This is a genomic window from Schaalia sp. lx-260 (assembly GCF_021083645.1).
GTDB lineage: Bacteria > Actinomycetota > Actinomycetes > Actinomycetales > Actinomycetaceae > Pauljensenia.
Window position 1 is genome coordinate 326,258 of sequence record NZ_JAJNRQ010000001.1, and the last position, 13,009, is coordinate 339,266.

Genomic DNA, 13,009 nt, shown 5'->3' on the forward strand with positions numbered 1-13,009 from the left:
CCACAGAAATCACATACCTAATGCCTGACGGACATCATTTTTAACGAGCTCTAAACGTTCATCCGCGTGAAGTCGTGCAGCAGCTACATTTTGTCCTTCTACAGGAATAATAACTTCACAGTAGCATTTGAGTTTGGGTTCTGTACCCGAGGGGCGTATAACGACACGGTCATGAGCTTTCGTCAGGAACAGTAATCCATCAGTCGGAGGAAGCCCATTCCAGCCCTCCAACAGATCAACACATTCCACCACCGGTGAACCCGCCAAAGAAGCAATACCATGCGCACGTACATGCGCCATTGCCTTCCCAATCAAAGACAGATCCTCCACGCGGATACTTAGCGGGCTTGTCGCATAAAGCCCGTGAGTACGCGCTAAATCATCGAGGACATCACGCAGGCTCCGCGAATTGGCTTTACACTGGGCAGCAAGAGCGGCCAAACTCAAGCAGGCAGAAATCCCATCCTTATCACGCACATGCAGCGGATCAACGCAGTAGCCTATGGCCTCCTCGTAACCAAAAACTAAATGAGGAACACGCGCAATCCATTTGAAACCTGTCAGCGTGTGCTGATAAGACAAACCATGCGCTGCCGCTATTTGCGAGAGTAAACGTGACGACACCACAGAATTAGCTAAAACAGCCTGCGAATCACCTTCATATGCTTGAGCTATCTGCTCGCCCAGTAGTGCTCCTACTTCATCGCCAGTGAGCTGCCTCCACGCACCCTCATATGCCGGATCAGGTATCGCCGCGGCACACCTATCAGCATCAGGATCATTTGCCAAGATAATATCTGCTGAAAGTTCACGTGCCCACGCAAAAGATAAATCAAGCGCACCAGGTTCTTCAGGATTTGGAAAGGAAACCGTCGGGAAACGCGGATCTGGATCATGCTGTTCGGGGACCACGTGAACATCTGTGAAACCAGCAGCTTTAAGGACACGTAGCATAGTTTCACCCCCGACACCATGCATTGAAGTTAATACGATACGCAGGTCACGCGGCCCATCTGGGATGAGGGAAGCGACAGTATCAACATATGCTTGAATGATGTCTTCGCTGACAATCTCCCACCCTGACGTGGCGCGTGGCACGCAAGAAACTGAAGGAACAGCAGCAATAGCCTCATGAATACGTGAATCAAAAGGCGGAACAATTTGCGCCCCTTGGCCAGCATCCGTAATGACTCGACCACCTAGGTAGACCTTATACCCGTTATCTTGAGGTGGGTTATGCGAAGCTGTCACCATGACTGCGGCATCAGCATTCATATGGCGCAAAGCAAAGGCAGTTACAGGCGTAGGCAAAGCAGAGGGCATCAGTAAAGCACGGCCGCCAGCTGCAACAACAACAGCGGCAGTATCCTCAGCAAATTGAGCAGAACCATAGCGTGCGTCATAGCCGATAACTACGCTAAAACCTTCACCTACACATTCATGAAGGACCTGTGATAGCCCACAAGCAGCACGAATAACAACGGCACGGTTCATTCGATGAGGGCCAGGTCCAAGAGTTCCCCTGAGGCCAGCAGTACCAAAATGCAGGAGCGAAGAAAAACAATCGGCGACTTCCGCATCAGCTTCCGCGTCCCCATTTATCGCTGCCTCACATAGTTCGCTGAGTTCGCGCGCAGTATCAGGATCAGGATCATCGGCAATCCATTGGCGTACAGTGGCTTCATCAAAAGAAATCGTGGTAGTCATAGCACTACGTTAGTGCCTGAATTGTTTTTATCAGACATCAGTGAAGGTGTTGTGCGCAGATCCCTCATTCCATACCACACAAGGTTGACAACATGGGCAGCTACTTTTTCTTTACTCATATGCCGTTCATCCAGCCACCATTGACCGACTTGAGCTATGAGCCCGACAAGCATCTGTGCGTACAGAGGTGAATATCGCGGATTCATATGTGAAGCATCGAACTGTTGAGCGAGGAGGTGCTCAACTTTCGCAGCAACATCCCCAATGATGGATGAAAACGAGCCAGCATGGTGTGCTGATGGGGCGTCGCGCATAAGGACTCGGAACCCATCGGTATGCGTTTCAATATATGTTAAGAGGGCAAGCGCAGCGGATTCAACGATGACGCGGGGCCGCTGTGAACGGGTGAGCGCATTTTCAAGAGTTGTGGTGAGCGCCTGAACTTCACGGTCCACTATCACCGCGTATAGTCCTTCTTTCCCGCCGAAGTGTTCATAAATGATGGGTTTTGACACTTTTGCTTTTGCTGCGATTTCTTCGACACTTGTCGCATCGAAACCTTTAGATGCAAAAAGGGTCCTGCCAACGTTTATGAGCTGTTCACGACGGGCGACACCTGTCATACGTGTGCGTTTTTCGTTCATATTCTTCACGTTATCGCAGCTTTTGTTGCTCCGGTCGTATTGAGGGAAGATTAGTGGCTTTCCTCTCTTAATTGCTGAAGTGCTATTCGTGATTCGATATTGTGCCTCAGGTTGTGGCACAATAAATGTGCTTTCCGCCTTGGTGTAACGGCAGCACAGGGGTTTTTGGTGCCCTTAGTCTAGGTTCGAATCCTGGGGGCGGAGCTGCTGGTGGAGCTTTGCTTCGACGCGCACCGATTGAGCCCTTTTGGGAGGATTCATGACTCACCCTGCAGCTGTTATTGTTCTTGCCGCTGGTCAGGGTACGCGAATGAAATCAGATATCCCTAAGGTTGCGCATCCTTTAGCTGGTATCTCAATGATCGGTCATGCTGTGCGTGCGGCTTTGGCGTTACGACCCGAACATCTGGTCGCGGTTGTCCGTCATCAACGTGAAATAGTTGCTGATGAGATCCTTCGTTTTGCTCCACATGCGCTGATCGCAGATCAAGATGAAATCCCAGGAACAGGTCGCGCCGTACAATGCGCTGTCAACGCATTGGAAAATGTCTGCGGAAAAATCAACGGAACGATTGTTGTGACCTACGGTGATGTGCCGATGCTATCGGTCCGTACTTTAGAGGACCTTGTTGCCGCGCATGAGGAAGGCTCACATGCGGTCACGGTATTAACTGCCGTACTGGATGATCCCACAGGCTATGGCCGTATTATTCGTAATCCTGATGGCATTGTGACCCGTATCGTAGAGCAACGTGATGCTACGCCGGACGAAGCCGCAATTTCTGAGGTAAATGCGGGTATTTATGCTTTTGATGCGCAATTTTTACGCGCCGCTTTACATGATGTGAAAGCAAATAATGCTCAAGGCGAGGTTTATCTAACTGATGTGTTGGCTGCGGCTGCCCCTGCAGGGCGAACCGTGGGAGCACTGATCGTTGAGGATCATTGGCAAATTCAAGGATGTAATGATCGTGTTCAATTGGCGCAATTAGGCGCAGAATTTAATCGCCGGATTTGTCAAGGACATATGCGAGCAGGGGTGTCAATCCCTGATCCGATGTCAACATGGATTGATGTGGATGTCACCATTGGTCCAGATACCACAATTTTCCCTGCGACCGTGTTGCGGGGGAGGACCACGATTGGTTCTCGTTGCCTTATCGGTCCTGGGGCAACACTGATTGATACGCAGGTGGGGCATGATGCTCATGTTCCAACAGCGTGGACAGTGGGTGCTCAAATTGATGAGGGCGAGGTCGTGGTTCCTTTTAGTGTTCGTGGTCAGGTCCAAGCGGGCTGACTGTTTTATTCCATTTGTGAGGAAGGAAACCTATGAGCGGGTTGGTGACCAGTGGTGAGAAGCGGCTTGTCCTTGTATCGGGACGTGCCCACCTTGAACTCGCACATCAGGTGGGTGAGGTCCTCGGGTGCGGCGTCTCGCCGACAACTGCCTACGATTTTGCGAGCGGTGAAATTTATGTGCGTTTCACTGAATCTTTACGTGGCGCTGATGTTTTTGTTTTGCAGTCCCACACCTCCCCAATTAACAAATGGCTGATGGAACAGCTTTTGATGATTGACGCGGCAAAGCGTGCATCTGCGAAACGTATTACAGCTGTATCACCTTTCTACCCCTATGCGCGTCAGGATAAGAAACATCAAGGACGTGAACCTATTTCAGCGCGTCTTATAGCAGATATGTATAAGACTGCAGGTGCTGATCGTGTGATGAGTGTGGATCTACACGCCTCGCAGGAACAGGGATTCTTTGATGGTCCCGTTGACCACCTGTGGGCTATGCCGGTTTTAGTTGATTATGTACGTACTCGTGTTGACCTAAGCAATGTGGTGATGGTTTCACCTGATGCAGGTCGTATCCGCGTGGCAGAAAAATGGTCAGCAAAACTGGGGGGCTGTCCCTTGTCTTTCGTTCACAAAACTCGTGATACGACTCGACCAAATGTTGCTGTGGCAAACCGAGTGGTAGGTGATGTTGCAGGTAAACAGTGTGTGCTGGTTGATGACATGATTGATACAGCAGGCACAATCGCTGAAGCAGTAAAGGTTTTGTACTCTGCGGGCGCGCAGTCTGTGATCGTGGCTGCGACACACGGTATCTTGTCTGACCCTGCGACACGTCGTTTAGCAGAGTGCGGTGCAACGGAAGTTGTAGTGACTGATACTTTGCCGATTACGCCGGAAAAGCGTTTCCCCACGCTCACGGTTTTACCTATCGCGCCCCTACTGGCAACTGCGATTCATGAGGTTTTTGAAGACGGTTCCGTCACATCTTTATTTGATGGAGTGGCTTAAATATTACTATTCACGCTACACTGGTGGGGTTGCTCCGGCGAGGGCTGCTTACATATGACTGCGCATAAGGGCAGGGTGTGAAGTAAAGCCGTTATCGACAGGGCCTCCGTAATGTGTATGCGTTGCGGGTTCTGGTGTGCTGGTGCGCGTAATGTGAACTCGCAGTTGTGAAGGAGGCTCATCATGAGTGAAAAACCGGTTCTTGTTGGTCAGGTTCGTTCAGAGTTCGGTAAGGGTGCTGCTCGTCGCGCTCGCCGTGACGGATTAGTTCCAGTTTCCGTGTATGGCAAGGGCCAGGAAACCTTACACGTAGATGTACCGGGGCATGAATTATTCCTCGCTGTACGTGACCACCGTCAAGATCTTGTTGATGTGGTTGTCGATGGAACCACATACACAGTGGTTATGCGTGAGGTACAGCGTCACCCTGTTTCTCGTGTGCTCTTGCACGTTGATTTTGTGATCGCCTGATCCGTTCGATTATTTACGTGTGCCGCGCCTGTCATAGGCGCGGCACACGTGTATAGGTTCAGCAATTCTCGGTGGCAATGCGGTGGACGATACCAGCAAGTAAAGTGGAGATTCTTTCAGTGCTTTCGCGTCCGGCTTCAATTACTTCCTCGTGAGATAACGGTGTGGAACCAACTCCGGCGGCAAGATTTGTCACTAAAGACAAAGCCATCACTTCCATACCTGACTGGCGAGCAGCAATTGCTTCTAAAGCGGTAGACATTCCGACGAGATCCCCACCAAGTATTCCTGCCATACGTACTTCGGCTGGTGTTTCGTAATGGGGTCCGCAAAATTGCGTGTACACGCCCTCAGGAAGATCAGGATTAACGCGATGAGCAATGTCACGTAGGCGCTGTGAATACAGGTCAGTAAGGTCAACGAAATGAGCGCCTTCGATAGGTGAAGCACCTGTGAGGTTGATGTGGTCACGAAGGAGGACAACGCTTCCAGGCCCCCATTCGGGTCGTACAGAACCGCAACTATTTGTCAGGATAAGAGTGCCAGCTCCACATGCGGCTGCTGTACGAACAGCATGAGCAACCGCGCGTACACCATGACCTTCGTAATAGTGTGTGCGGGCACCGAGGACCAGGGCGTAGCGGTCTGTGCCAGTAATCTTGACAGAGATGAGGCAGGGCTGGTGACCAGGGACCGCTGGAGCGCGGAAACCAGGAATTTGGCGTGCTGGAATCGACGCGACAACTTCACCGAGTAACTGCGTGGCCTCGGCCCAACCAGAGCCAAGAACTAAAGCAATGTCATAGTGCTCAATACCTGTTCGAGAACGCAGTGAACGTGCAGCTGCTTCCGCTACCTCAAAAGGATTAGTGTCGCTCAGGGGAGCCGGACCATTATCACGTGAAGAAGACACGCGAATATCCGGTGTATGAACAAGATCAGACATGCCAGAAATTCTACTTTTTACCTTTGGTGGGTACATGTTGAAAAATATCCGCACGTCTTTTGTGATATTTCTTTTACGCAACCACAGAAGCATTTCACGATTTTTGGCGGTTTTCTGTGTCTGTCGGGGCTGTGATGCGATGGTGCGTATGCGTGTAATACGCTCAGGGGAGCTTGCAGTGCGGTTGTTACGAACTGTCATGATGCGTCAACACGGAAAATAAGGGAAGCGTTGAAGGTATCTTCACACGTATCCTCTGACATAAGAACAAAATTGTGCACAAAGCATAAAGGAAGACAATGACATATCAACTGACAGCCGATGACCCAGTGACACTTACTGCTCAGCTGATTGATATTCCTTCGGTAAGTGGTCAAGAAAAACAGATTGCTGACGCTGTGGAACAACTGCTGCGCACATGCGGACATTTAGAAGTGCTGCGTGATGGCGATGCAGTACTTGCTCGCACACATCAAGGCGCATCTGAGCGTGTCATTATTGCAGGACATGTGGATACCGTGCCGATAGCTGATAATGTTCCTCACCAACGCCTGACATATGAAGGCAATGATTATTTAGTAGGCCGCGGCAGCGTGGACATGCTTGGTGGTGTGGCGATGGCTTTATACGCGGCTGTCCATGTGCGAAATCCACGCTATGACGTGACATGGATTTTTTATGACAATGAGGAAGTCGCTGCTGAATTGAATGGTTTGGGCAGGATTGAACGGAATCATCCGGATTGGTTGGATGCAGAATTCGCTATTCTTGGGGAACCGACAGATGCTCGTATTGAAGGTGGATGTAACGGGACGGTACGTATTCGCGCTGATTTTTCGGGGAAAGCAGCTCATTCAGCGCGTTCATGGACAGGGGATAATGCGATTCACAAGACAGCCCCTATTATTGCCTCGCTTGCCTCATATGGGAACCCTGAGGTGGATGTCGATGGATTGGCATATAAAGAGTCTTTATCGGTGGTCCGAATAGAAGGTGGGATTGCTGGGAATGTTGTTCCAGATAAGGCTTCTGTGTGGGTGAATTATCGTTTTGCGCCTAGTCGCACACCTGAAGAAGCAGTAGAACGTGTGTGTGAATATTTTGCTGGCTCTGGCGCGCACATATGTGTGGAAGATGTGGCCGTGGGTGCGCGTCCGGGAATGCATATGCCGATTGCTCAGGATTTTGTGTCAGCTGTTAGCTCGGTTGCCTCTGTTTATCATGGATATTCGTGCGACATTGTGGGGCCAAAATACGGGTGGACTGATGTGGCGCGTTTTGCTGCAAGGGGGGTTCCTGCTTTGAATTATGGTCCGGGAGATCCTTTGCTGGCTCATACTCGTGAAGAACGTGTACAAGTTGCTCAGATACGTCAATGTGCTCATACGTTGGCATCCTGGTTAGGCCATAAGAGCTGATATGTGAATGGGTAGGATAGGCGCTCAAATTGCTTAGGTGGGTGTGTGCGTAGTGTGATGAAGGAAAATAATGGGATGTGGAACTTGTGATATGTCAGTGGAGGCAAAGATGAATGATGCGACTATGGGGATGTCTGTTCCACAGGAACAGCGGACTGAGGATATGGCAGTCGGTTCTGATCCGCAACCTGCGCATCGTAGGGGTCCGCTTGTATTACGAGGTGGTCAGATCCCTGAAGACACGTTAGATACACAGCTTTTACGGCATCATAAAGATACTCGCTGGCTACATGATGATCCGTGGCGTGTGCTACGTATTCAGTCGGAGTTTGTTGAAGGTTTTGGCGCATTATCTGAAGTAGGTCCAGCTATTTCTGTTTTCGGGTCGGCGCGTATACCTCGCGATCATCCGTATTATGTGAAAGCTCAACGTATTGGTTCTTTGCTGGTTGAAGCAGGTTATGCGGTTATTACTGGTGGTGGCCCAGGCGCGATGGAAGCGGCGAATCGAGGGGCTTGGGAAGCCGGTGGAACCTCTATTGGTTTAGGTATTGAATTACCGCATGAACAAGGACTGAATCAATGGGTGAATCGTGGCGTGAATTTCCGCTACTTTTTTGCGCGTAAAACAATGTTTGTGAAGTACTCATCAGGTTTTATTGTGATGCCTGGTGGTTTTGGAACATTAGATGAGCTTTTTGAAGCTCTTACGTTGGTACAGACGCAAAAAATTCATTCTTTCCCCGTGGTCTTAGTTGGGCGTAGCTATTGGTCGGGGCTGGTTGAGTGGATCAGTGGGACTATGCGGGATGAAGGGATGATTTCTGAAGGTCAGGAGCTGTTATTTCATGTTGTTGATGAACCTGAGGAGGCTGTGCGTTACGTGATCGGTGAAAAGTAATTTCGCTGGTACGGGTGAAAAACAATGATAGTGTCGGGCTTTTTCATATCTTCTGTCAGGTATGCGAAAGACAGGTAGAATTAGTGTATTCATTGATAGGTGTCAATGTATTGTCAGTGAAATTCAGCTGTGAGGAGCATACACATGGCAGCCATGAAACCTCGGACCGGTGACGGACCTCTTGAAGCGTCAAAGGAAGGTCGCGGAATTGTTATGCGTATTCCGAGTGAAGGTGGCGGTCGCCTCGTCATTGAACTCACTGTTGAAGAAGCTCAGGCACTTTCGCAAGCTCTTGCTTCCGCTGTGTAAGGTGAGCCTGCGGCTGAACACTAAATCTGAGCGATATTTGATGGAGCCGTTGCAGGCCTACCTGATAAGAAAATAAAAGTCGATACGGTATCTTGATAGATCCTTTGCGGTGCTTCTTGTAGATATAGATACCAAATATAAAACCTGTAGCTACTTATAAGTAGCTACAGGTTTTATGCATGTTCGAGGCCCCTCAATGACAGGCTCACGGATGAGATATATGGGGGCTTCTTAACGTTTCACAGCGACAAGCAGGCCGTCACCTACAGGAAGTAATGAAGGAATGAAATCTTCTGATGTGCTGAGGAAACGGACAAGTTCACGGCAAACAACTGTTTCAGGATCACGACGAGCAGGATCTGCTACTTGGTCATGCCATAAAGCGTGGACAAAAGCTACAACACCGCCAGGCCTCAAAACGCGTACAGCATGATCGAGGTATTGAGGCGCTTCAAGAACATCCCCGTCAATGACCAGCATGTCGTAGGCGCGAGCGGCCATACGGGGGAGGACATCGAGTGCTCGACCAGCAATTAGGCGTGTACGCTGTGGTGAAATTTTTGCGGCGGTGAAAGCTCGTCGCGCGTGCTTATGGAACTCAACTTCGTGGTCGATAGTTGTGAGCACCCCGTCAGCAGGCATCCCATCAAGTAACCACAGGGCCGATACTCCAGCTCCGGTACCGATCTCTAAAACAGCCCGCGCACCAGAAACAGCGGCAAGCATACGCAAAGTCGCGCCAATCCCAGTTGAGACGGGAGCTGCGCCAACCTCAACGGCAGCGTCACGTGCAGCTAAAAGAACTTCATGCTCAGGAATGTAATCTTCTGCGTACACCCATGTTTGAGCCTTGTCAGTGGACATGATGCCTCCGTGTAGTAACTACAGGCACGGTAAGCGCCTGTGCGAGCGCGTATCTAAGCCTAAATCGTGTTGTGTGGGCATGTCAGACAAACACATAAAATGTACGCGTTTGAGTGCATGACTTCACTTGTGCTCCAGATATTCACCAATTGTACGCAATAATGACAGACACTTTACTTTGAAGAAAAGTGCGTGCGAGAGCCACATACACCAGCGTTCTGGCATGTCGAATATCTGATATGTGTGAAGTTTGAGTAGGGAACGAATTATGAATTCTTCGACAAAGGAGAAACTCCTAAAGGACGACCCACTAAACCACGATCACTGTGACGTAAAGAAGCAGCAAGTTCAGTGAGCACAGTAGCAGCCGGTCCTTGCGATAAAGCAACCGGTTCACCTGTGTCACCACCCTCACGTAAAGCAATATCCAGTGGAACTTGAGCGAGTAAAGGCACAGGATAGCCAAGCTGCGCAGTGAGACGTTGGGAAACCGAATCACCGCCTCCTGTACCGAAAATTTCTAAACGAGTACCGTCATTTTGTTCAAGGTATGACATATTTTCGACAACACCGATCACTTTTTGGTGAGTTTGCGTTGCAATTGAACCTGCGCGTTCAGCTACTTCTGCGGCTGCTACTTGAGGAGTAGTGACCACGAGAATCTGAGAGTTTGGCAGTAACTGAGCAATCGAGATTGCCACATCCCCTGTACCAGGCGGCATATCAATGAGGAGCACATCTAAATCACCCCAAAATACATCTGCAAGGAACTGTTGGAGCGCACGGTGAAGCATAGGCCCACGCCAGATAACAGGCTGCCCATCTGGAACAAACATCCCAATAGATACAACTTTGACTCCGGCTGCACCAACGGGGGGAATAATCATGCCATCGAGAACTTGCGGCTCGTGGGTAATACCGAGCATACGTGGCAAAGAGAAACCGTAAATATCAGCATCCATTACACCGACTTTGACGCCTGAGCGAGCTAAAGCGGCAGCAAGGTTCGCAGTCATCGAGGATTTCCCAACCCCGCCTTTACCGGATGTGACCGCAATGACGCGAGTAAGTGAGTCAGGTGAAGCGAAAGGAATTTCTCGTTCAGGCCTGCCACCATTGAGTTTTTCACGGAGGGCTTTCTTTTGCTCGTCACTCATCACACCCATGGTGATTGTGACATCATCAACGCCTTCAAGAGCTGTGAGAACAGCATGAACATCAGCATTGATTTTGTTACGCATAGGACAGCCAGCGATTGTTAAAAGAATAGTGACTGCTACTGTTGAGCCATCAATGGAGATGGAATCAACCATATTGAGTTCAGTAATGGGACGGTGAATCTCAGGGTCAATAACTGTTGAAAGGGCTTCGAGAATACGTTCATGGGACACGCTCATGCCTACCATCGTAATGTGCTGGCCGCCCTCACGCTTAGTGATGAAGAACGTGCCGACTCGCCCGCGTTCATTTTGAGGGAAAGTGAGGGGTAATTGGGGTAAAACACTTACGAGGTTGCAGTCTCCGTTGTTTCTGTGCGTGCGAGAGTTTCATCAGGGCCGCAAGCTGAAGGGCTTGTGTTTTCTTGAGTAAGAGCGCTGAGGCGTTCAATGTGTTCACGGAGTTCTTCGAGTGTGTCACGCAATTCTGAGCGAACAAAATCACGTGTAGCCATATCGCCCATTGCGATACGTAAACCAGCTATTTCACGTGTGAGGTACTCGGTGTCTGAAAGGTTTCGTTCAGCACGCTGGCGATCTTGTTGAGCTTGGACGCGGTCACGATCATCTTGCCGGTTTTGGGCTAACAAAATCAAAGGAGCAGCATATGATGCTTGTAAGGAAAGCATGAGTGTGAGCGCAGTAAAACCTAAATCTGCGCGGTCAAATTGCCATGCTTGTGGTGCGAGAGTGTTCCACCCGATCCAAGCGACAACGAAAAGCGTGAGGTACACCAAGAACTGGGGGGTTCCGCTGAAACGGGCAATGAGTTCTGCGCCACGACCTATGCGCTCAGACTCAAGGTTAATGCGAGGCAGTCGAAATTGACGGCGTTCTGCTGGTGTATCAAGACGATCAGCCATCTATGCTCCTTGCCATCAGTCGGTCCGTGACCTCGTCATCAAAGTTACGCCAATCATCAGGTAATAGTTCGTCAAGAACGTCATCAGCTGAAACTGCGCCATGTAAATGCCCGTCTGTATCAACGACAGGCAGAACCGTGAGGTTGTATGTTGCAAGCAGTCGGGTGACTTTAGCGACGTGGTCTTCGGGTGAAACTAATTCAATGTCCGTATCCACAATGGTACCGACTTGTGTGTGGGGTGGTTCGCGTAGTGCGCGTTGAATGTGGACCATTCCTAAGAATTGTCCAGTAGGTGTTTCTAAAGGTGGGCGTGTAATGAACGCAGCGGTTGCTAAAGAAACAGATAAATCTTCACGACGTACAGCGGCAAGCATTTGGGCGACAGTGGCATCAGGTGGCAAAACCACCGGTTCTGTGGTCATGAGAGCACCTGCTGTGGACTCTTGGTAACGCAGGAGGCGACGTACGTCTTTTGCTTCTTCTGGTTCCATAAGTCCCAGCAGTTTTTGTGCACGTTCTACGGGGAGCTCAGAAACAAGGTCGGCTGCGTCATCAGGTTGCATGACATCGAGAACATCTGCTGCGCGTGAAGCGTCAAGGAGTGAGACGATTTCCACGCGGATTTCTTCGCTGAGTTCTTCAAGGACGTCAGCTAAACGGGCATCGGTTAGCGCCTGTGCGACGGCGATACGTCGGTCTGCAGGTAGGTCATGTATGAAGTCCGCGAGGTCTGCGGCTTTCATATCTTCTGTTTGTTGAATGAGGGCTGTTGCTCCTTGGTTTGTGTCAGTGCGTAACAAACCGGTGATATCCGTAATATTGACGGTGAGTGTTTCGCCTCCTCGTCGGAAACCTAGAGGAGTGGTGCGTACACGCTGAACGTGTAACATGTCGATTACCCAGTCACGGGGACGGCGTTGCTGCATTGCGACGTCAAGGACACGTACTTCGCTGTCATCTTCGCTGAGGCGGACAACTCGGTCAAAAAGTTCTGAAACAACCAGTGTTTCAATGGGGCGTTGCTTAAATGAGCGAATGTTGAGCAGGCCTGTGGTGATGATGGAACCAGATTCAATGGCGGTGACTCGTGTCATGGGGAGGAATACGCGTTTGCGTGGCCCTACTTCTACAACGAATCCAATGACATTGGCCACTGTGTTGAGGCGGAAAGCTACAACGACATCGTGGATTTTACCTACTTTGTCGCCCAATGGGTCAAAAACGCCGGTGCCTACGAGCTTGCCGATGTAGATACGGCGGCGACGGGTTGCGATTTCCAAGGGTGCAGTGCTCACAAGAACAGCCTAGGCTGATATCTAAAAGAAAGTGGAGCTATACGCGCTTGTGAGCGCTT

13 protein-coding genes and 1 tRNA gene are annotated in these 13,009 nt (G+C 50.1%); 7 read left to right on the plus strand and 7 right to left on the minus strand.

Going from position 1 to position 13,009, the window contains the following annotated elements:
• Positions 1–9: 9 nt before the first annotated feature.
• Together LRP57_RS01295 and LRP57_RS01300 are read right to left on the minus strand one after the other, a co-directional pair.
• Positions 10–1,707, minus strand: a complete 1,698-nt coding sequence (locus LRP57_RS01295; protein WP_231204286.1) for a phospho-sugar mutase — start codon at positions 1,705–1,707, stop codon at positions 10–12.
• On the minus strand, positions 1,704–2,351 hold the full coding sequence (locus tag LRP57_RS01300; RefSeq protein WP_231204288.1) for a TetR/AcrR family transcriptional regulator: 648 nt from the start codon (positions 2,349–2,351) through the stop codon (positions 1,704–1,706). Before LRP57_RS01300 ends, LRP57_RS01295 begins: the two co-directional genes overlap by 4 nt.
• 133 nt (positions 2,352–2,484) lie before the next feature.
• Between LRP57_RS01300 and LRP57_RS01305 the strand changes: the two genes are divergently transcribed.
• From LRP57_RS01305 to LRP57_RS01320, 4 genes are all read left to right on the plus strand, one after another.
• Positions 2,485–2,555 (plus strand) — tRNA-Gln (locus LRP57_RS01305).
• A gap of 55 nt (positions 2,556–2,610) precedes the next feature.
• On the plus strand, positions 2,611–3,651 hold the full coding sequence (locus LRP57_RS01310; RefSeq protein ID WP_231204290.1) for a bifunctional UDP-N-acetylglucosamine diphosphorylase/glucosamine-1-phosphate N-acetyltransferase GlmU: 1,041 nt from the start codon (positions 2,611–2,613) through the stop codon (positions 3,649–3,651).
• Positions 3,652–3,683: 32 nt separating this feature from the next.
• Complete coding sequence (locus tag LRP57_RS01315; RefSeq protein ID WP_231204292.1) at positions 3,684–4,664, plus strand: ribose-phosphate diphosphokinase; 981 nt, start codon at positions 3,684–3,686, stop codon at positions 4,662–4,664.
• 183 nt (positions 4,665–4,847) lie between these two features.
• On the plus strand, positions 4,848–5,135 hold the full coding sequence (locus LRP57_RS01320; RefSeq protein WP_231204293.1) for a hypothetical protein: 288 nt from the start codon (positions 4,848–4,850) through the stop codon (positions 5,133–5,135).
• Positions 5,136–5,193: 58 nt separating this feature from the next.
• Here LRP57_RS01320 and LRP57_RS01325 read toward each other — a convergent pair whose 3' ends face one another.
• Positions 5,194–6,081, minus strand: coding sequence for a purine-nucleoside phosphorylase (locus LRP57_RS01325; RefSeq protein ID WP_231204295.1), 888 nt, complete (start codon positions 6,079–6,081; stop codon positions 5,194–5,196).
• Between the two features lie 299 nt (positions 6,082–6,380).
• On the opposite strand from LRP57_RS01325, the gene dapE reads away from it, so the two are divergent.
• The 3 genes from dapE to LRP57_RS01340 all read left to right on the plus strand — a co-directional run bounded on the left by dapE (position 6,381) and on the right by LRP57_RS01340 (position 8,709).
• The gene (gene dapE, locus LRP57_RS01330) at positions 6,381–7,499 is read left to right on the plus strand and encodes a succinyl-diaminopimelate desuccinylase (protein ID WP_231204297.1); all 1,119 of its coding nucleotides are present in this window, start codon (positions 6,381–6,383) and stop codon (positions 7,497–7,499) included.
• Between the two features lie 163 nt (positions 7,500–7,662).
• Positions 7,663–8,400 carry a TIGR00730 family Rossman fold protein gene (locus LRP57_RS01335; protein ID WP_231204597.1) on the plus strand — a complete coding sequence of 246 codons (738 nt, stop codon included), beginning with the start codon at positions 7,663–7,665 and terminating at the stop codon, positions 8,398–8,400.
• A 144-nt stretch (positions 8,401–8,544) separates the two neighbouring features.
• Positions 8,545–8,709 carry a DUF3117 domain-containing protein gene (locus LRP57_RS01340; protein WP_231204299.1) on the plus strand — a complete coding sequence of 55 codons (165 nt, stop codon included), beginning with the start codon at positions 8,545–8,547 and terminating at the stop codon, positions 8,707–8,709.
• Positions 8,710–8,940: 231 nt separating this feature from the next.
• On the opposite strand, the gene LRP57_RS01345 is transcribed toward LRP57_RS01340, so the two are convergent.
• The 4 genes from LRP57_RS01345 to LRP57_RS01360 form a co-directional block, all read right to left on the minus strand.
• The gene (locus tag LRP57_RS01345; RefSeq protein ID WP_231204301.1) at positions 8,941–9,573 is read right to left on the minus strand and encodes an O-methyltransferase; all 633 of its coding nucleotides are present in this window, start codon (positions 9,571–9,573) and stop codon (positions 8,941–8,943) included.
• 266 nt (positions 9,574–9,839) lie between these two features.
• Positions 9,840–10,970 (minus strand): Mrp/NBP35 family ATP-binding protein, encoded by a 1,131-nt coding sequence (locus LRP57_RS01350; protein ID WP_231204303.1) that lies wholly within the window; start codon positions 10,968–10,970, stop codon positions 9,840–9,842.
• Positions 10,971–11,077: 107 nt separating this feature from the next.
• Positions 11,078–11,653: a DUF1003 domain-containing protein gene (locus tag LRP57_RS01355; RefSeq protein ID WP_231204305.1), complete on the minus strand. Its 576-nt coding sequence runs from the start codon at positions 11,651–11,653 to the stop codon at positions 11,078–11,080.
• Entirely contained in the window at positions 11,646–12,950 is a 1,305-nt protein-coding gene (locus LRP57_RS01360) for a magnesium transporter MgtE N-terminal domain-containing protein (RefSeq protein ID WP_231204307.1), read from the minus strand. Before LRP57_RS01360 ends, LRP57_RS01355 begins: the two co-directional genes overlap by 8 nt.
• Positions 12,951–13,009: the final 59 nt, after the last annotated feature.

Coding starts and splice junctions, on each gene's coding strand:
- LRP57_RS01295 (WP_231204286.1), bottom strand. CDS start 1,707: ATGACTACCACGATTTCTTTTGATGAAGCCACTGTACGCCAATGGATT.
- LRP57_RS01300 (WP_231204288.1), bottom strand. CDS start 2,351: ATGAACGAAAAACGCACACGTATGACAGGTGTCGCCCGTCGTGAACAG.
- LRP57_RS01310 (WP_231204290.1), top strand. CDS start 2,611: ATGACTCACCCTGCAGCTGTTATTGTTCTTGCCGCTGGTCAGGGTACG.
- LRP57_RS01315 (WP_231204292.1), top strand. CDS start 3,684: ATGAGCGGGTTGGTGACCAGTGGTGAGAAGCGGCTTGTCCTTGTATCG.
- LRP57_RS01320 (WP_231204293.1), top strand. CDS start 4,848: ATGAGTGAAAAACCGGTTCTTGTTGGTCAGGTTCGTTCAGAGTTCGGT.
- LRP57_RS01325 (WP_231204295.1), bottom strand. CDS start 6,081: ATGTCTGATCTTGTTCATACACCGGATATTCGCGTGTCTTCTTCACGT.
- dapE (WP_231204297.1), top strand. CDS start 6,381: ATGACATATCAACTGACAGCCGATGACCCAGTGACACTTACTGCTCAG.
- LRP57_RS01335 (WP_231204597.1), top strand. CDS start 7,663: ATGGCAGTCGGTTCTGATCCGCAACCTGCGCATCGTAGGGGTCCGCTT.
- LRP57_RS01340 (WP_231204299.1), top strand. CDS start 8,545: ATGGCAGCCATGAAACCTCGGACCGGTGACGGACCTCTTGAAGCGTCA.
- LRP57_RS01345 (WP_231204301.1), bottom strand. CDS start 9,573: ATGTCCACTGACAAGGCTCAAACATGGGTGTACGCAGAAGATTACATT.
- LRP57_RS01350 (WP_231204303.1), bottom strand. CDS start 10,970: ATGAGCGTGTCCCATGAACGTATTCTCGAAGCCCTTTCAACAGTTATT.
- LRP57_RS01355 (WP_231204305.1), bottom strand. CDS start 11,653: ATGGCTGATCGTCTTGATACACCAGCAGAACGCCGTCAATTTCGACTG.